Source organism: Nocardia brasiliensis IFM 10847 (assembly GCF_000710915.1).
GTDB lineage: Bacteria > Actinomycetota > Actinomycetes > Mycobacteriales > Mycobacteriaceae > Nocardia > Nocardia brasiliensis_A.
Map to the genome: position 1 here is coordinate 1 of NZ_BAUA01000066.1, position 18,214 is coordinate 18,214.

At 69.3% G+C, this 18,214-nt stretch carries 17 protein-coding genes; 11 read left to right on the forward strand and 6 right to left on the reverse strand.

The genetic code is table 11. The features are described from left to right. The coding region (locus NBRGI_RS43735) for a thiamine pyrophosphate-binding protein (protein ID WP_051727737.1) at nt 1-1,346 on the reverse strand (1,346 nt) is incomplete at its 3' end. 129 nt (nt 1,347-1,475) lie between these two features. On the opposite strand from NBRGI_RS43735, the gene NBRGI_RS14050 reads away from it, so the two are divergent. Next, nucleotides 1,476-2,360 (forward strand): LysR family transcriptional regulator, encoded by an 885-nt coding sequence (locus NBRGI_RS14050; RefSeq protein ID WP_051727738.1) that lies wholly within the window; start codon nt 1,476-1,478, stop codon nt 2,358-2,360. Here the strand turns inward: NBRGI_RS14050 and NBRGI_RS14055 are convergent. After that, nucleotides 2,357-2,944, reverse strand: a complete 588-nt coding sequence (locus NBRGI_RS14055; protein ID WP_029896322.1) for a helix-turn-helix domain-containing protein — start codon at nt 2,942-2,944, stop codon at nt 2,357-2,359. The two genes, NBRGI_RS14050 and NBRGI_RS14055, sit on opposite strands and share 4 nt — an antisense overlap. A 157-nt stretch (nt 2,945-3,101) precedes the next feature. Here NBRGI_RS14055 and NBRGI_RS14060 point away from each other — a divergent pair, with 157 nt between their 5' ends. Continuing rightward, nucleotides 3,102-4,295 (forward strand): MFS transporter, encoded by a 1,194-nt coding sequence (locus NBRGI_RS14060; RefSeq protein WP_029896324.1) that lies wholly within the window; start codon nt 3,102-3,104, stop codon nt 4,293-4,295. An 18-nt stretch (nt 4,296-4,313) separates the two neighbouring features. On the opposite strand, the gene NBRGI_RS14065 is transcribed toward NBRGI_RS14060, so the two are convergent. Next, nucleotides 4,314-6,197: an ABC transporter ATP-binding protein/permease gene (locus tag NBRGI_RS14065; RefSeq protein WP_148310810.1), complete on the reverse strand. Its 1,884-nt coding sequence runs from the start codon at nt 6,195-6,197 to the stop codon at nt 4,314-4,316. A gap of 89 nt (nt 6,198-6,286) precedes the next feature. Here NBRGI_RS14065 and NBRGI_RS14070 point away from each other — a divergent pair, with 89 nt between their 5' ends. From NBRGI_RS14070 to NBRGI_RS14100, 7 genes are all read left to right on the forward strand, one after another. Beyond that, nucleotides 6,287-6,556 carry a DUF2277 domain-containing protein gene (locus NBRGI_RS14070; RefSeq protein WP_014983676.1) on the forward strand — a complete coding sequence of 90 codons (270 nt, stop codon included), beginning with the start codon at nt 6,287-6,289 and terminating at the stop codon, nt 6,554-6,556. A gap of 120 nt (nt 6,557-6,676) precedes the next feature. Next, nucleotides 6,677-7,261: a biotin transporter BioY gene (locus NBRGI_RS14075; protein WP_029896332.1), complete on the forward strand. Its 585-nt coding sequence runs from the start codon at nt 6,677-6,679 to the stop codon at nt 7,259-7,261. Beyond that, nucleotides 7,254-8,375, forward strand: coding sequence for a class I adenylate-forming enzyme family protein (locus NBRGI_RS14080; RefSeq protein ID WP_029896333.1), 1,122 nt, complete (start codon nt 7,254-7,256; stop codon nt 8,373-8,375). The genes NBRGI_RS14075 and NBRGI_RS14080 overlap by 8 nt, the downstream gene beginning before the upstream one ends. Beyond that, the gene (locus NBRGI_RS14085) at nt 8,372-9,499 is read left to right on the forward strand and encodes a thiolase family protein (protein ID WP_029896335.1); all 1,128 of its coding nucleotides are present in this window, start codon (nt 8,372-8,374) and stop codon (nt 9,497-9,499) included. The genes NBRGI_RS14080 and NBRGI_RS14085 overlap by 4 nt, the downstream gene beginning before the upstream one ends. A 73-nt stretch (nt 9,500-9,572) precedes the next feature. Further along, nucleotides 9,573-10,253, forward strand: a complete 681-nt coding sequence (locus NBRGI_RS14090) for an energy-coupling factor ABC transporter ATP-binding protein (RefSeq protein WP_029896337.1) — start codon at nt 9,573-9,575, stop codon at nt 10,251-10,253. Then, nucleotides 10,250-10,852 carry an energy-coupling factor transporter transmembrane component T family protein gene (locus NBRGI_RS14095; protein ID WP_029896339.1) on the forward strand — a complete coding sequence of 201 codons (603 nt, stop codon included), beginning with the start codon at nt 10,250-10,252 and terminating at the stop codon, nt 10,850-10,852. Before NBRGI_RS14090 ends, NBRGI_RS14095 begins: the two co-directional genes overlap by 4 nt. After that, the gene (locus NBRGI_RS14100; RefSeq protein WP_029896341.1) at nt 10,845-12,233 is read left to right on the forward strand and encodes an AMP-binding protein; all 1,389 of its coding nucleotides are present in this window, start codon (nt 10,845-10,847) and stop codon (nt 12,231-12,233) included. Before NBRGI_RS14095 ends, NBRGI_RS14100 begins: the two co-directional genes overlap by 8 nt. On the opposite strand, the gene NBRGI_RS14105 is transcribed toward NBRGI_RS14100, so the two are convergent. Continuing rightward, a complete protein-coding gene (locus tag NBRGI_RS14105; RefSeq protein WP_051727739.1) occupies nt 12,230-12,622 on the reverse strand; it encodes a hypothetical protein in 393 nt (130 codons plus the stop codon). The two genes, NBRGI_RS14100 and NBRGI_RS14105, sit on opposite strands and share 4 nt — an antisense overlap. Nucleotides 12,623-12,673: 51 nt before the next feature. Here NBRGI_RS14105 and NBRGI_RS14110 point away from each other — a divergent pair, with 51 nt between their 5' ends. Continuing rightward, nucleotides 12,674-13,435 (forward strand): AraC family transcriptional regulator, encoded by a 762-nt coding sequence (locus NBRGI_RS14110; protein ID WP_148310811.1) that lies wholly within the window; start codon nt 12,674-12,676, stop codon nt 13,433-13,435. 3 nt (nt 13,436-13,438) lie between these two features. Here the strand turns inward: NBRGI_RS14110 and NBRGI_RS14115 are convergent, their stop codons facing one another. After that, nucleotides 13,439-14,473 carry a fused (3R)-hydroxyacyl-ACP dehydratase subunits HadA/HadB gene (locus NBRGI_RS14115; RefSeq protein WP_029896347.1) on the reverse strand — a complete coding sequence of 345 codons (1,035 nt, stop codon included), beginning with the start codon at nt 14,471-14,473 and terminating at the stop codon, nt 13,439-13,441. A 313-nt stretch (nt 14,474-14,786) separates the two neighbouring features. Here NBRGI_RS14115 and NBRGI_RS14120 point away from each other — a divergent pair, with 313 nt between their 5' ends. After that, on the forward strand, nt 14,787-16,331 hold the full coding sequence (locus NBRGI_RS14120; protein WP_063726263.1) for a M1 family metallopeptidase: 1,545 nt from the start codon (nt 14,787-14,789) through the stop codon (nt 16,329-16,331). Nucleotides 16,332-16,390: 59 nt separating this feature from the next. Here the strand turns inward: NBRGI_RS14120 and argS are convergent, their stop codons facing one another. Beyond that, complete coding sequence (gene argS / locus NBRGI_RS14125) at nt 16,391-18,151, reverse strand: arginine--tRNA ligase (RefSeq protein ID WP_029896350.1); 1,761 nt, start codon at nt 18,149-18,151, stop codon at nt 16,391-16,393. Nucleotides 18,152-18,214 lie beyond the last annotated feature (63 nt).

Here is an 18,214-nt window from a genome sequence, read left to right on the forward strand (position 1 = left end):
ACAGCACGGGCGCGGACGGCCGCGCGGCTTTGGCGCCGAGCGCCAGCGGCAGCCCCCCAGCCCAGCCCGGCCATGCCGCGCGGCAACAGGAAGCGCTGGTTGTGCGTGGTGGCGCGGATGTAGTTGGCCACCCAGATGGAGGAGTAGCTGGCGTCGGCGACCACGATGGCGTCGTCCGGCAGCAGCGCGCTGATCTCGTCCGCGATGCGTTCCGGGCGCAGCGGCTCGCTGGTCGCGGTGCGCACGGCGGCGGTGGTGGTCTCGAACGCGGCCCGGGACCGGGCGATCTGCGCGGTGACCGCGGCGCGGCTCGCGCTCCGTTCGCTTAGATCGAGCCCGCGCAGCGCCGCGGTGAGATCGTCCAGGCCCGCGCGCACGTCGCCGACCAGACGCAGCGACGGATAGTTGCGGCCGATCTCGGCCGGATCGATATCGAGGTGGATGAACGTGGCGTCGTCCGGGAACAGGGTCCAGCCGTCGGTGCCGTTCTCGTTGGTGCGTGACCCCGCGAACAGCACCACGTCGACACCGGCGATCCAGTCCCGCATTCCGTGCGAAACCCCTTGTGGGCCCATGTAATTGCCGATCACGCCGACGCTCAGATCGGCGGTGTCCGGTAGCGCGCCCTTACCCATCGGAGTGGTCGCGACGGGTAGTGCGGCCAGCTCGCTCAACCGGGCCAGCGCCGCGCCCGCGTCGGAGGCGATCGTGCCGCCACCGGCGACCACGAGCGGGCGCCGGGCCCGGGCCAGCAGTTCGGCCGCGCTGCGCACGGCGTCCGCGGGCGGGCGGATCCGGTCGAGCGGGAACTCGGGCGGTCCCGGGTGGTGGCTCGTCGGCACCGGGGGAGCGGGCTGATCGAGGATGTCCTTCGGCAGCATCAGGACGGCGGGCCCGGGTCGGCCGCTGGTCGCCGCGCGAAAGGCCGCGTCGAGGTACTCGTGCACCCGATCCGGATCGTCGAGGCGGTCGAACCACTTGGCGCAGCCGGAGAACAGACTTTGGTGATCGATTTCCTGAAACGCATTTTTGTTGCGAATCGGACTCGGCACATCCTGGATGAACGCGACCACCGGAATGGACACCTTGGCGGCCTCGGTCAGCGGCGGAACGAGAAGCGTTGCGGCGGGACCGTTCTGCGCTACAACCACCGAGCAATGTCGCGAAACCCGAGCGAAACCGTCGGCCATCGTGCCCCCCGCGTTCTCGGTGCGATAGACGATCTGACGGATGCCGAGATCCTCGGCGGCCAAAACCAGCAGCGAGGGCAGGCTCTGCCCGAAGAATTCGGCTATTCCCCTGGCGCGCAGACTCTCGGCAATGGCGGTGGCGACTGTCGTAGGCATCGGAACACCTTTTCGCGGTTGCGGGCGTGGACTGATCGGTAGCTACAGTCTTGGGCCACGGAGACCGGCCGGTCCAATACGTTTTTACTTCCGATTGATAAGGTCTCCTTATCTGGCTAGGCTGACCGCGTGGACGATCTGCGCCGGGTTCGTTACTTTCTGGCAGTCGCCGAGCATCGGCATTTCGGGCGGGCGGCCGACGCGTTGCACATCACTCAGCCCGCGCTGTCACAGCAGGTCAAGGCGTTGGAGCGGGAGTTGGGGGTGGAGCTTTTGACGCGCAACGGCCGCTCCTTCGTGCTGACCCCGGCCGGTGTGGCGTTACAGGCAGGCGCGCAGCAACTGCTCGACGCGGCCGCCGAGTTGGAGCGTGGCGTGCGGGCTCGAGCCTCCGGCACCACCGGCGAGCTGAAGGTCGCGTTCACCCGCTCGGGCTCCGACAGCGATATTTCCCAGCGCATCAGGGCATTTCGCAAGGAATTTCCCGATATCACGGTGTCCACGATTACCGGCTGGACCTCCTGGAATCTGGACCTGCTCGAGTCGGGCGAGATCGACGTCGCATTCGTGCGCGGAAATATCGCGCATCCCCGAATCCATACGCACCTGATCGGGATGCAGGAGGCCGCGGTGGTCGTCTCGCGCGACCATCCGCTGGCCGGGCGCGCCACCGTGGAAAACGCGGACATCGTCGACGAGCCGATCGTGCTCTGGTCCCGGCATACCGGGCCGGAATTCTATGACGAACTCGTCACGCACATCTGGGGCGATCGCGCGCCCAATCTGGTCGCGGAGGAATCCGACGCCGAACAGGTCCTCGATTCGGTGTCCACCGGCACCGGAATCAGCGTGCTCGACCGGAAACGGGCGACTCGGATCGCCCACGAGAACATCTGCGTCATCCCGTTCGGCGCGAATCCACCGCGGATCTCCATCCGGCTGGCGTGGATGGGCGACGCCGACACCCCGGCGCTCGCGCAGTTCCTGGCGTGGTGGCGGCGCCCGAGCGGCTAGTTGCGGCCGGGAGTTCGGGCGCGCGTGTGAATACGCTCGCCGTGTTTGCCGAAGAGACTGAGGATTTCGACGGCGCCGGCGCCGGTGGAGCCGAACCAGTGCGGGATCTGGCAGTCGAATTCGGCGGCTTCACCCGGGCCCATGATGAAGTCGTGCTCGGCGAGCCGGACCCGGAGCCGGCCGTGCAGCACGTAGAGCCACTCGTATCCGTCGTGGGTGCGCAAATAGGGGTCGTGATCGTCGGCGGGGATGGTCATCTTGTAGGCGCGCGGCTCGGCTTGGTGCCGCGACAGCGCGATGAGCACCCGGCCGTCGCGCTTGGTGGGTTGCTGCGGGACGCGGGGATCGAGGACGCGCGGCGTCACGACGATCTCGTCGAGCGGAACGCCGAGCGCGACGGTCACCGGGACGATCAGTTCGAGGCTGGGTTTGCGCTGGCCGGATTCCAGTCGTGAGAGCGTGCTGGTGGACAAGCCGGTGGCGCGGGCGAGGTCGGCCAGGCTGAAGCCCTGCCGTTCCCGGGCCCGGCGCAGGCGCGGTGCGATCTGCTCGAGCACGGCACCGACGCTCGGTTGATCATCCATGGTGTCGAGTAAACCAATCCGTCCCGGTATCGGCAACATCCTTTGCCGATACCGGGCAGCTGGGCCGATGCTCGGCTCGGAGGTGATCCGACATGAACCGAACAACGGATACGGCAACGCAATTCGCGCGGGACGCGCACATCGAAGGAGTCCGGCGATGAGCGCCACCGCACAGCTCACCGAGCGCCGGACCGACCGGCTGCCCCTGGGCGTCTATCTGCTGGGCTTCAGCCTGTTCGCAATGGGGACCGCGGAGTTCCTGCTGGCCGGGGTCCTGCCAGAGGCGGCCGTCGACCTGGACGTGTCGCTGTCCGCGGCCGGGCTGCTCATCACCGCGTTCGCGCTGGGCGTCGTATGCGGCGGCCCGCCGTTCGCGGTGCTGAGTCTGCGCTGGCCGCGGCGCACCGCGCTGGTGGTGACCCAGGGCGTGTTCGCGGCGAGCATCGCGGTGGGCCTGCTGGGCGGGTACGAGGTGCTGCTCGTCTCCCGGGTGGTGGCGGGTGTCGCGTACGCGGGCTTTTTCGCGGTCGCGTCGGTGACCGCGATCGGGCTGGTCACCCCGGACCGCAATGCCCGCGCGTCCGGGGTGGTGGTGAGCGGGCTCAGCGTCGCGATGGTGGCGGGCGGTCCCGCGGGCACGCTGCTGAGTCATTTCACCGAATGGCGCGGCGGATTCTGGGCCGTCGTGCTGTTGACCGTCGCGGGGATCCTCGGCTGCCTACTCGGAATACCCGGTGCCACGACAGAAGCAGGGGTCGTGCCGAGCGTGCGACGGGAGCTGGCCACGATGCGCAGGCCGCGGCTGTGGCTGGTCTACGCGATCACAATCCTGACCACGGCGGCGTACATGATCACGTTCAACTACCTGGCGGCCATGCTCGCCGAGGACACCGGCGTCGCGCCTGTCTGGATTCCCGCGGTGCTCGCGCTGTTCGGCGTCGGGGCGTTCCTCGGCCTGTCGATCGGTGGCCGGATCGCCGACCGTCGCCCGCACCTGGCACTCGGCGCGGGCGCGGCGGCGATCGTGCTGCTGTCGGTGGTCCTCGCGCTCGCGATGACCCAGGTATGGATCGTGGTGCCGGTGGTGTTTCTGCTCGGCGTCGCGGCGTTCGTGCTCAATCCGGCGCTGTACGGCCGAGTGTTCGCGATCGCGGGGGACGCGCCCACCCTCGCGGGCGCCACCACCGTCTCGGCGTTCCAGCTGGGCATCAGCGGTACTCCTGTGCTGGCCGCGCTCACCCTCGGTCGCGGCGCCGCCCTCACCTCGGTGTGCGTGATCGGCGCGGTGCTGGCGGTGCTCGCGCTGCCGCTGATCCGGTTCGATCGAGCGCGGATGGGTTCGCGACCCTGACCCTGGCCGGCGGCGACCCTACCCGTAGGACCAGCGGCCGCCGCCGGCCAGTTCCAGCCGGGTGTCATGATGCTGATCGACGGTGCTGCGATGCGCGGTGCTCACCAGGATCAGCTCGGGCAGCTCGGTGCGGATCATGGTGTAGAGCGCGAACTCCAAGCCCTCGTCCATCGCCGAGGTCGCCTCGTCCAGGAACGCGGCTCGCGGCCGGATCAGCAGCAATCGCGCGAAGGCCAGCCGCTGCTGCTCACCGGGGGACAGGATGTTCGACCAATCGGCGTCCTCGTCCAATCTTGTTGCCAGATGGCCGAGTTGGACCTTGCGCAGAGCGTCGGCGACAGTCTTGCCGGGCGCACTGTCCGGCGCCGCGGGATAGGTGACGGCCGCGCGCAACGGGCCCAGCGGCAGGTACGGCAGCTGGGCGATGAACAGCGTGCCGGGGGTTTGCGGCTTTCCGACGAGACCGTCTGTGTAGGGCCACATTTCGGCCAGCGCACGCATCAGGGTGGTCTTGCCGCTGCCGGACAGTCCCTTGACGACCACCGCGTCACCGGCGCGCAGGCGCAGGTTCAGGCCCTCGATCAGGACCGTGCCGTCCGGCTTGCGCACCTCGATATCGGTGAGTTCCACTGTGTCCTCGGTGATCTGGACGGGCAGTGTCGGCAGCTTCCTGGCCTGCTCGCTCGCCGTGATCAGACCGTCGAGCCGCAGCAGCGTGGCTCGCAGCACCGCGAACTCGCTGTAGCTGTTGCGGAAATACGACAGCGCGCCTTGGATCTGACCGAAGGCCGTCCCGGTCTGCTGGACGTCGCCGAGTGTCAGTGTCCCGCTGAAGAAATGCGGTGCCTGCAGCAACCAGGGGAACACCACGGCCACCTCGCTGGCGGCCTGGTTCCAGCCGATGAACTGGGTGGTCAACCGGACCAGGCGGCGATAGACCAGCAGCACTTCGGCGAAAAGCGCCCGCAGCCCGCGCTGTTCGGTCTGCTCGCCGCGATAGAACGCCACCCGTTCGGCGTTGTCGCGCAGCCGGACCAGGGCGTAGCGGAAGTTCGCGGTCACCGCCTGGTAGCGGAAGCCGAGGCCGATCAGCGGGCGGCCGATCCAGAAGGCGACGGCGGTGACCACCAGCACGTACAGGTAGACCAGAAACACCATCGCCTTGGGAATCTCGACGCCGAAAAGGGTCAGCGTCCCCGACAGATCCCACAGGATTCGGGTGAACGACACCACCGACACCACCGAGGTGACCGCCCCGAGCGACAACGACCGCGCGCGCCCGGTCATCTCGGTCACGTCGTGCTGGATACGCTGATCCGGGTTGTCGATCGGCGCGTCGATGAACCGGGTGCGGTAATAGGCCCGGCCGTCGATCCATTCGCTGGTCATCCGCTCGGTCAGCCAACGGCGCCAACGGATTTCGAAGCGTTGCCCGAGGTAGAAGTCCAGCTGGGTGCGGGCCACGTCGAGGATGCCGAGCACGGCGAAGACGAGCAGCGAGTGCCAGAACGCGTGCTCCGCGTCGGCCAGGGCGGCGTTGTCGCCGCGGCCGAGCGCCTCGGCGGCGTTCTGCAGGGCCGAGAACATGTCGTTGCCCTGGTAGGAGAGCAGCACCTTCACTCGGACCGAGAGCACGGCGATGATCAGCAACACCCCGGCGAGCGGGATCGTGCGCCAGGCCGTCCGCCCGCGGAAGAACCCGCCGGTGCTGCGCCGGAAATGCCGTCCCCAGGTGGTGACCCGCAGCAGCACGGTGACGACGATCAGGAAGACCAGGCCGGTGAGCGCGGACGCGAGGAGCACCCACTGCGTGGACGCGACCAGCTCGTCGCTCCAGTCTCGTGACGCGTTCAGCTCGGCCTCCGATCGGGTCCCGCGAGGTCGGGTGCGTGCGTCGGTCACACTACTGCCCACCTGCGCTTATTCCGGGGATCCCGGCCATCGACGCGTTCGGGCCGCGCGGTGTCGGTGGGGCGGATTAGCCTCGGGGTATGTGTCGAAACATCACGGCCCTCCGGGGGCTGGAACCCGCCGCGACACCGGAGGAGATCCAGGCCGCGGCGTTGCAGTACGTGCGTAAGGTCGGCGGCCTGTCCAGCATCTCCGCCACGACGAAGCCCGCGGTCGACGCGGCCGTCGCCGAGATCGCGGCGATCACCACCCGGCTGCTGGATCAGCTGCCCGATCGCAAGGTCCCGCCGAAGTCGGTGCCGCCGCTGCGCAGGCCCGAGGTGCAGGCGCGGATCCGCGCGCGCGGCTGAGTCGGCGACCGCGCGCCGCACCTGCACGACCTGGCCGGTCGACCGCGGGCGGAGTGAGGTCCGGAAGCGATGCGGCGCCTGCTATCTTGAACGTCGTTCAAGTCGCTAGCGGAGGAAATCGTGGACGGTGTCGAGGACCCTCGGAGGTCGAGGGTCGGTATTTCCGCGCGGGACATGGCGCAGATCGCGGTCTTCGCGGCGCTGATCGCGGCGATGGGCCTGCCCGGCGCCATCACGGTCGGCTTCAGCGGTGTGCCGATCACGGTGCAGACGCTGGGCGTGATCCTGGCGGGCGCGGTGCTGGGGGCGCGCAAGGGCACGGCCGCGGTGGTGGTCTTCCTCGCGCTGACCATGATCGGGCTGCCGCTGCTGTCCGGTGGGCGGACCGGATTGACCGCGATGGCGGGGCCGAGCGCCGGATACCTGGTCGGCTGGATTCCCGCCGCGCTGGTCATCGGCCTGCTGACCGCGCGCATTCTGCCGAAGTACCCGATCGTGCTCGGGCTGCTGATCAACGCGCTCGGCGGCATCGTGGTGATCTACCTGTTCGGCACCCTCGGCCTGCTGCTGCGGACCGACCTCGACGTCCGGCACGCGATCACGACCAACTTCGCGTTCATTCCCGGCGACCTGGCCAAGGTCGTCGTCGCCTCGATCGTCGCGAAGGGCGTGCACCGCGCGTACCCCGGGCTGATCCGTGCGTGATCCGGAACTCGGTGGCTCCGGCGCTCGGCCCGCCATCGAATTCGGCGGCCGCACTTACACTTACGCCGAACTGAACCGGGCGATCGAGCAGTGGATCGAGCGGCACCCGAGCGCGACGAGCTACGACGCGTCGGCGCTCGACGTGCCGGACGCGCTGATCTGTGTCTGCGCGGCCGCACGGCGGGGCGTGCCGGTGTTCATCGAGAACCCTGCCGCCCGCCCGGTGCGATCCGAACTTCCCGCCTCGGCTTTTCTGCTGGTGACCACCTCCGGCTCCACCGGCCGGCCACGGCCGCTCGCCAGGACCGCCGCGTCCTGGTACGACAGCTTTCCGGCGTTCACCGCGATCACCGGCGTCACCGCCGCGGATCGGGTGCTGCTCACCGGCCCGCTGTACGCGACCATGCACCTGTTCGCCGCCTTGCACACGCTGTGGCTGGGGGCCTGCGTGACCGACGATCCGGCGCGGGCCACAGTGGTGCACGCGGTGCCCGCGGTGTTGCGTGAGGTGGTGGGCCGCGCGCCCGCGCTGCGCACGGCGATCGTCGCGGGCATCGCCCTGGACGACGGTGCGCGGGCCGCTGCGGCAGGGCTCGAGCTGATCGAGTACTACGGCTCCGCCGAGGTGTCGCTCGTCGCGGCCCGGCGGGTGCCGGAGCCGTTGCGCCTGCTCGACGGTGTCGAGGCCGAGATCCGTGCCGGGCTGCTGTATGTGCGCACGCCGTATCGGGTGCTGGGCGCGCCGGAGTGGTTCGGCGTCGGCGATCTGGCGGAGCTCGGACCCGATCGCTCGCTCACGGTGCGCGGTCGGGGTGAGTCCGCGATCAACGTGGGCGGCACCACCGTGCTCGCGGAGGACGTGGAGCGGGTGCTCGGCGCGATCGAGGGGGTCGCCGCCGTCGCGGTGATCGGGTCACCGCATGCCGTGCTCGGCGAGATCGTCACGGCCGCAGTGCAACTCGACGGCGAGGTGGGCATCGGCACGGTGCGCGCGCACGCCCGCCGGGTGCTGCTGAAGGAGGCGATGCCGCGGCGCTGGGTGCCGCTGCCCGTGCTGCCGCGCACGGCTAGTGGCAAGGTGGCTCGGGGTGAGCTGAAAGACTTGCTGGCATGAACCGTCGACCCGTCCTCGTCGCGCCGCGGCGCACACCGATCGGCAACGCCGGGCACGGGTTCGCCACCCTGACCACGACCGATCTCGCCGCGCCCGTACTGCGGGAGGTGCACTCGACCTTGCGCGCGGCCGGGGTCGACGCGGAAATCGACGACGTCGTGCTCGGCAACTGCCTCGGGCCGGGCGGCGATCCGGCCCGGATCGCCGCGCTGGCGGCCGGATTCGGTACCGAGGTCCCCGGCGTCACCGTCGACCGGCAGTGCGGGTCCGGACTGGACGCGGTGATGCAGGCGGCGCTGCGGGTGCAGAGCGGGAGCGACGAGCTGATCCTGGCCGGCGGTGTCGAGTCGGCGAGCACCGCGCCGTGGCGGTTCTGGCCGCCGGCCGGGGACGCCGCACCGGTGCGCTACACCCGTGCGCCCTTTGCGCCGCAAGGCTTTCCCGACCCCGACATGGGGGCCGCGGCCGACGACCTCGCGCGCGTGCGCGGGATCAGCCGTGAGCGGCAGGACGCCTACGCGGCGCGTTCACACAGCGCGGCCGCCGCCGCGGACTTCTCGGCCGAACTCGTGCCGATCGGCGACGTCCGGCGTGACGAGCGGATTCGGGCGGGCCTGACCGAGGCGCGACTCGCGCGGCTGCGCCCCAGTTTCGGCGCCGACGGCACGGCCACCGCGGGCAACTCGTGCGGGATCTCCGACGGTGCCGCGGTGGTCGCGGTCACCACCGCCGCGGGCGCGGCGGGACTGCCCGCGCTGCGGATCCTCGGGTCAGCGGTGGCCGGGTCCGATCCGGCCCATCCCGGGCTCGGACCGGTGCCCGCGATCCGGAAGCTGTTGCGGCGCACCGGTGTCGGCGTCGCCGATCTCGGTATCGTCGAGATCACCGAAGCATTCGCGTCGGTGGTGCTGGCGGTATCGGACGAACTCGGCCTCGACGAATCGACGATCTGCCCGCAGGGCGGAGCGATCGCGATGGGTCATCCCTGGGGCGCCTCCGGCGCGATCCTGCTGGTGCGGCTGGCCACTCAGATGCTGCGCCCGGACGGTCCGGCACTCGGCCTGGCGGCCTGCGCCATCGGCGGCGGGCAGGGGATCGCGATGCTGGTGGAGCGGGCAGCGTGAGCGAGCGGAGCGAGCGAACCATGTCGCAGCGTGCCTCGCGCACGACGGAGCCGAGCGTCAGCGAGGCGCAGTCGTGAGTGAGATTCGGTTCGACCAGGTCGGGCATGCGTTCGGCGAGCGAAAAGTGTTGCGCGGCATCGATCTGCGCATCACCGAGCGCCGGGTCGGCATCATCGGGGCGAACGGGTCCGGCAAATCGACGCTGGCCCGCATGATCAACGGTCTGCTCACGCCGACCTCGGGCACGGTGACGGTGGACGGCGTCGACGTCGCACGTAAGGGCGCGCAGGTGCGGCGCAAGGTCGGTTTCGTCTTCACCGATCCGGACACCCAGATCGTGATGCCCACGGTGGCCGAGGATCTCGCGTTCTCGCTGCGCCGTTCCGGCCTGAGCAAGGCGGAGGTGGCGGCGCGCGTCCAGGAGATGCTGGTGCGCTTCCGGCTCGATCAGCACGCCGATCATCCTGCACACCTGTTGTCCGGCGGGCAGAAACAACTGCTCGCGCTCGGCGCGGTGTTGATCCGCAGGCCGGAGGTGATCGTCGCGGATGAGCCGACCACACTGCTCGACCTGCGCAATGCCCGGGTGGTCGCCGCCGCGCTGGACGCGATCGACCAGCAGGTGATCGTGGTGACCCATCAGCTCGCGCTGCTGGAGGGTTTCGAGCGGGTCATCGTGATCGACGACGGTCTGGTGGCTTTCGACGGAACCCCCGCGGCCGCGGTGCCGGCTTACCGGGCGCTGGTCGAATGATCGGCCTGTACCGGCCGGGGGACTCGCCGCTGCACCGGCTGCCCGCGGGCGCGAAGCTGCTGCTGCTCATCGCGGCGATCGTCGCGGCAACGGTGTTGCTGCGCAGTCCGATTCAGGTCGGTCTCGCCGCGCTGGCGGTGGCCGGGTTGTTCGCGCTGGCGCGCATTCCGTGGCGCGTCGCGGTGGCGCAGCTGCGACCGGTGGTGTGGATGCTGCTGATCATCGCCGTCTTTCAGGTGCTGATCACCTCACCGGCGCGTGCGGTGGTGGTGTGCGGCGTGCTGTTGATCTCGGTGGCGCTCGCGGCGCTCGTCACCCTCACCACCCGCGTGAGCGACCTGCTCGACACCGTGACCCGGGCGCTCGGCCCGCTGCGCCGGATCGGCGTCGACCCGGAACGGATCGGACTGCTGCTGGCGCTGGCCATCCGCTGCGTGCCGTTGCTGGCCGGAATCGTGCACGAGGTGGCCGAGGCGCGCCGGGCCAGGGGTCTGCAATGGTCGATGACGGCGCTGGCCACGCCGGTGCTGGTGCGCGCGTTGCGCACCGCCGACGCCATGGGCGAGGCACTGGCGGCGAGAGGAGTGGACGATGAGTGAGCTGCTCGCCGCGCGGATCGAGCGCCGCGCCGCCGCGGCCCCGGCGACCATCGCCGTCGAATCCGGCCCGGAGCGCGTCGCTTACGGCGAGTTCTGGGATCGGGTCACCCGCACCGCGGCCGGCCTGCACGGCATGAACCGGGTTGCTGTCCTGCCGACTTCGGATGTCGAATCGCTGGTGGTCGTGACAGCGGCCTGTCACTGCGGGGTGAGTGTCGTGCTGCTGCACCGGCACCTGATGGCGGACCAGCTGGCCACGGTGCTCGAACTCGCGCGGCCCGGCGCGGTGGTCGCCGCCGCCGGGCAGCACCGGCGATTGCGAAAGATGGGCTTCGACGGTCCCGTGCGGACGGCCGCCGAACTGGCGGGGACGGGCCCGTCGGGCCGAGCGCGCCCGGACGCGGAATTGCTGGTCGGCATCACCTCCGGCACCACCGGCGCGCCGAAACTGTTCGTCCGCGACCAGCACTCGTGGGCCACCACCCTCGATCGCTCCGACGCCACCTTCGACATCGGCGCCGGTGACCGGGTCGCCGCGCCCGGCGTGCTCGACCACACCCATTTCCTGTACGGGGCGCTGCACGCGCTCACCCGAGGCGCGACCGTGGACCTGCGGCCGGTCATGACCGCGCTGAACGACGGTGCGACCCACCTGTATTCGGTGCCGACCATCGCCTGGGACGTGGTGCGCTCCGGCACCGGGCCGCTGCCGGGCGTCCGGGAGGTGCTGTCCTCCGCGGCACGCTGGCCGCGTCCCGGCCGGCAGGCGCTGCAAGCGGTGCTGCCGAACGCGGAACTCGTGCACTTCTACGGCGCGTCCGAGTTGAGCTTCGTGTCCTTCGATCGCGGACTCGGCGACACCGACGAGAACTCGGCCGGTGAGCTGTTCGACGGCGTCGACGCGCAGATCAGGGACGGTCTGGTGTTCGTGCGCAGCGACATGCTCTTCGACGGCTATCTCACCGCGGACGGCATCGCCGGCGGCCCGGTGGACGGCTGGATGACGGTGGGTGACCGCGGCGCGGTGCGGGGAAATCGCCTGCGGCTCTTCGGCCGCGACAGCGAGATGCTGACCCGGGCGGGACTCAATGTGGAGCCCGCCGCCATCGAGGCGGCGCTCACCGCGCTGCCCGGGGTCGCCGAGGCCGCCTGCATCGGTATCCCCGATGCCCGGATGGGAGAAGCGCCTGCCGCCGCGATCGTCGTCGCCTCGAGCGCCCCGAGCCTGGACGAGATCTGGCGGCATCTGCGAACGACGTTGCCCAGCCCCAGTATTCCGGTGCAGGTCCGGGTGCTCGGCAGCTTGCCACGCACGCCCCGCGGCAAGCTCGACCGTCAGGTTCTCGCGAAAATCTTTGTGCCGCAGGGCGATGCCGACTAGTCCGTCCACTCTGTAAGCGCCAGTACGAGTACCGCCACGGCGAGCAGGGCCACCGCGAACACGTCTATCCGGAAGATCCGTTTGGTCGCGGCGGTCAGTTCGCGCAACCCGATGCTCATCGCCAGTGCGAGAAAGCTGGTCATGCTGATGCCGACCGCGATCATGGCGGCGACCTGGATCGACGCCAGGAACGCCGCGGCGATGGTGCCTGCTCCGATCATCGCCAGCAGTAGCGCGCGATGCCGCAGCAGCAGCTCCAGGTCGCGGGAACCGGTGCGCGTCCCGTACATCGCGGCCGCCCGGCGCGGGGCGAACGCCACGGTGCCGGGCAGCAGGTGGATCACCCCGATCACCACCAGCGCCGCCCGCGCGACATACTCGAATCCCATTTCCGGCCCGCCTTTCGATGACGTTGTCGCAGTCGTGCAAGCATGGCGATCATGGACGGTGCGCCACTTCCAGAAACGAGCTGTCTTGCGCCCGCGACCGTATGGTTGTGGCCGGGCCACGCGGTCTATCGCGGCCCCTCGTTACAGCTCGACGCGCACAGCGGCTCGGTGCACTGTCTCGCGGTGGGCCTCGACGCGCCGTTCACGCTGCACGTCGACGGAATCTCGAAAGTTGTTCGCACCGCGTTGATTCCGCCGCGCCGAGCACATCGGCTCGTCGCGGCCGGCGCAGGGATGCTGTTCTGCTACATCGATCCGACGTCGCCGCACGCGAAGTCGTGCTGGGACCGGATGACCGCGAGCACGGCCGGGATCGGCCTGGCACACAGCAACGAACACGACCTGCTCGCCTTCGCCGCGGACGCGGAGTTCGACCCGGTCGCGGCGATCGAACTGGCTTGTGGCTCCCGTAGATCCGCGGTGGACCCCAGGATCGCGGGTGCTGCCGCGGCGCTGCTGGCGCACCCGGCCGGAGCGAGCTCGGCGGGCGAACTGGCCGCGGCGGCCCATCTTTCGACCTCTCGTTTCCTGCACCTGTTCGCCGCCCAGTCCGGTACCAGCTTCCGCCGCTACCGGCTCTGGGCGCGCATCCTCTCGGTCGGTCGCGCCGTGTCGAAGGGCGCGGATCTGACCACCGCCGCCGTCGAAGCCGGCTTCGCCAGCCCGTCGCACCTCACCGACACGTTCCACGCCATGTTCGGGCTACCGCCGTCGCGTCTGCTGCCCGGGACGCGACTCGTGGTGCTCGACTGAGCGTCAGCGGAAGCGGACGTCCGCCGTGGCAAGGCCGAAGATCTTGCGGCCCGCGGACTTCGCGGTGATCGCGATGACCGCGCTGCGGGTCACCGGGTCGAGCGACTTGACCCGGCCGGTGAACTCGATGGTGCCGACATTGCGGGCCTCGACGACGGTGTAGTTCGAAAGCCGGACGCCGTAGCGGATCATCGCGCCCGGGTCACCGAGCCAGCCGGTGATGAACCCCGCGCCCAGCCCCATGGTGAGCATGCCGTGCGCGATCACGTCGGGGAGCCCGGTGAGCGCGGCGACGTCGTCGTGCCAGTGGATCGGGTTGGCGTCCCCCGCGACGCCCGCGTAGTTCACCAGATCGCCGCGGGTGAGCCGGGTGGTCCGCGCCGGGAGTTCGGTGCCGACGGTGAGGTCCTCGAATCGAATCGCGGTGTGCGGCACTCGGGTTCGGCTCACCTCGGAGGGGATCGAAGCGACCGGAACGGCGGCCGGATCGACCTGCGGCGCGGTGTCGGCGGGGCTGATCCGGGTGAACACCTCGATGCCGTGCATGATCACCCGCTCGATCGCCGCGCCGATACCCGCGGCGACGTCCTCGGCGGTGAGCCCGACCACGGTGGTGTGCATGACCTGCATGACCCGCCCCGATTGGTCGGAGAAGGTGTTCTTGACGGTGAGCAGATCCTTGCCCGCCACCCGTCGCACGGCCTCGAGTTCGACGTCGCCGATCAGGCGGTCGCCGGTGACCACCGGCTGGTACATCTCGAAGACCTGATCGGTCTGCACGAACCCGTCGTATCCAGTAATGACGGTCTCGAAGAGCCGGCGGTTGGCCAACATGGCCGCGATCGAGATGAATGTGGTCGGTGCGACGAGACCGCTGTAGCCGAGTTCGTCGGCCGCGTCCTCGCTCCAGTGCGCGGGATGGAAATCCTGTACCGCCCGCGCGTACTCGCGGATCTTCTCCCGGCCGACCTCGTAGTAGTCGTCGGCCCGGTAGTGGTGCCCGACCAACCCGGCCACGTCGAACGCTGCTTCTGTCACGCCGCTCCTCGTCTCAGACCTCTCAGGCATCCCGATCGGCGCACCGCACCGCGGGCCGATGCGGTCGGCTCGGTCGCCTGAACATGTGTCGGGGGAGCGTATCCGACCGGTCGCGATGCGTCCGATCCAGCTCCACCGGTCGGATCGACCCGGGCCGCTGCGCCGAGAGTTCCGGCGTTCGGGAATTCGTCCGGGCCGGTCGAAATTCCCCAGTTGATCTCCAGTCGAGCGGACCGAAACGATGTGTTTCTCTGGTAGCGAAAGATCTTGGGAGAGACGCGAATCCGCGTGCACGACACATTGGAGTTCTTTTATGACGAGGCGTTTTCCCGTGCTGCACTCTGTTTCGGTGCGGGCCGTTCCGCTGCTGGTGGCGGCGGCTTTGATCTCGAGTACCGGCACGGCCGCCGCCGCACCCCTGACCGGTATCGGTGATCCCAATTTCCCGAATATCGGCAGCGCCGCATACGACGTTTCCAATTACAGCATCGACCTGAAGTTCGATCCGTCCTCGGGCAGGCTGTCCGGGTCGACGACGATCACGGCGAAAGCCAAGCAGGATTTGAAGGCCGGGTCCGCGATCGGGTTCGACTTCCTTTTGCAGACCCAGTCCGTGCTGATCAACAACAAGGCCGCCAAATACACCCTGGGCAAGGACAAGCTGGCGGTGACGCTGCCCGCCAACCTGGCCGTCGGCGCCGAGTTCACCACGGTGGTCGCCTACAACGACATCCCGTCGCGGGTGGCGAACGCGGCAGGCGCGCGCAACTGGGTGGAGAACCCCAACGGCGCGCTGATCTCCAACGAGCCCTTCTCCGCCGAATGGTGGTACCCGAGCAACGATCACCCGACCGACAAGGCGACCTACGCGGTGTCGGTGCTCGCGCCGGAGAACATGGACGTCCTCTCCAACGGCGTGGAAACCAGTGTGACGCAGAACATTCCGGGATGGAAGCGGCACAACTGGCTCAGCAAGAACCCGCAGATGACCTACGCGACCTACCTGGCGATCGGCAAGTACGAGCGCGGCGGACAGGGTGCGGGCACTCCGGCCCGGCCCAACCTGACCGCCTACGCGACGGATCTGGATCCGACCGTGCGGGCCAACGCCAAGGCCAGTATCGAGCGGACACCCGAGATCGTCGATTGGCTGGCCAGCCAGCTCACGCCGTACCCGTTCGAATCCACCGGTGGTGTGGTGGACGCGAAGATGGGTGGCTTCGCGCTGGAAACCCAGACCATACCCACCTACACCGACGGCTTCTTCAAGCGCGGCAAGAACGATTCGGTGGTGGTGCACGAAAACGCGCACCAGTGGTTCGGCGATTCGACCTCGGTGGCGACCTGGAAAGACGGCTGGTTGAACGAGGGCTTCGCCAGCTACATGGAATACCTGTGGTCGGAGAAGAACGGCACCGGCACCGCGGCGGAAATCGCCGATTACGCCTATGCCACCTCGACCCGGATCAATTGGGATGTGGTGCTGACCGATCCGGGGCCGGCCAATGTGCTGCCCGCCGAGTTGTACAGCCGTGGCGCGCTGGCGATCCAGGCATTCCGCAGCGCGATCGGTGACGACGACGTCTTCTACCGGATGCTGCGCGAATGGCTGACCAAGTACCAGTACGGCAATGCCAAGGTCGCGGATTTCATCGAGATGGCCAACGCGGTCACCGGGCGCAGCACCAACGCCTTGTTCAAGACCTGGCTGACCGATAAGGGCAAGCCCGCGTACAAGCCCTCCGACGCGACGTTCGACGGTGGCAAGCGGGGCGGCGCGCCGCGCTCGGCCGTCCCGGCCCCGCCGAAGCCGAAGGCGTGGGACGACCTGTACTCGGTCGTGACCGCCAAACAGTAACCAGCACAACAGCAGAGCCGGGCCGCGTACCACGCGTCCCGGCTCCGCCGCGTGTGGGTCTACATCCTTTCCGGGGCCGCGATACCGAGCAGGTCCAGACCGTGGGCGAGAGTCCGGGCCGTGAGGCCACACAGGGCCAAACGGTTACCGCGTTGCGGCTCATCGGCTTTGAGCACCGGGCAGGCGTCGTAGAACGTCGTGAAATCGCGGGCCAGTTGGTAGAGGTAGCCACACAGGCGATGGGGTTCGAGCGTGCTGCCGACCTCGGCGACGGTGGCGCCGTACGCGTCCAACGTCAAGACGAGGGCGCGTTCGGCCGCTGCGAGCGGGCCGTCGGTCGTGACCACCAGCGCGGGGGCACCGGCCTTGTCGAGGAGGGACCGGATGCGCGCGTACGCGTATTGCAGATACCCGGCGGTGTTGCCGGTGAAGGCGATCATCCGGTCGAGGTCGAAGGTGTAGTCCTTGATCCGTGCGGTCGACAGGTCCGCGTACTTGACCGCGCCGATACCGGATTGCCTTGCGATGGAGTCCAATTCGTCGGCTGACAGGCCGGGATTCTTCGCCGCGACCACCTCGCGGGCCCGCGCGACGGCGTCGTCGAGCAGATCGCCCAGCCGCACGGTGCCGCCCGCCCGGGTCTTGAACGGTGTGCCGTCCGGGCCGAGCACCGTGCCGAAGGGGACGTGCTCGGCTTCGATGCCGTCGTGCAACCATCCTGCGCGCCTTGCAGTTTCGAAGATCAGCCGGAAATGCAGCGCCTGCCGGGAGTCGGTCACGTACAGCAGCCGCTGCGCGCGCAGGGCGTCGATGCGGTAGCGGATCGTCGCCAGATCCGTGGTGTCGTAACCGTATCCGCCGTCGCTCTTGCGGACCATCAGCGGCACCGGCGCCCCGTCGGGGCCGGTGACTTCGTCGGAGAACACCACTGTCGCGCCATCGCTGTCGACCGCGACGCCCTGCTCGAGCAATTCCGCGACGACGCCGGAAAGCATGGGGTTGTAGAACGATTCGCCCACGGAGTCCTCCGGGGTGAGTAGTACGCCCAACTTCGCGTAGATATCGGCGAACGCCCGCTGCGATTCGGCGACGATATCGCGCCATCGATCCAGGGTCTGCGCGTTGCCCGCCTGCAACGCGACCACCCGCGCGCGCGACCGGTCGGCGAAGTCCGGATCGGCGTCGAAGGCGGTCCGCGCCGCTCGATACAGCCGGTCGAGCGCGGATACCGCTGCGCCGTCGGCGTCGTCGTGGCGCCAACGCGCGTCGGGGTGCTCGTCGAGATATTGGATGAGCATGCCGAACTGAGTTCCCCAGTCGCCCAGGTGATTCTGTCGGATCACGGCGGCGCCGAGGAAGCCGAGCACCCGCGCCAGGCTGTCGCCGATGATCGTCGTGCGCAGGTGCCCGACGTGCATCTCCTTAGCGATGTTGGGCGCGGAGTAATCGAGCACGGTGCGCCGCCCGTGCTCTGTCGCGGGCACCCCGAGCCGGGTATCCGACAGACGTGCCGCGACCTGCGCCCACAGCACCCGGTCCGGCACGGTGATATTCACGAATCCCGGGCCGGACACCGCCGCCGTCGCCACCGGCCGATTCGTGCCGGGTGTCAACGCCGCGATGAGTTCGGCCGCGTACTCGGCGGGCCTGACCCCGAGGCGTTCGGCCAGGGCCAGCGCGGCGTTGGACTGGAAGTCGGCGCGTTCGGAACGTCGGAGCACCGGGTCCGCTCCCACCAGGTCCGGGCGGGTGCGGCCGATCGCGTCGGAGACGGCGTCGGCAACACGGTCGAGCAGCGGCACAACCCCTGGATGGGTCACGAGACGTCCCTTCTCGGTTGTCGGGACGTGCAGTATCCCAGTCCGGCAGCCGCCACCGACAGT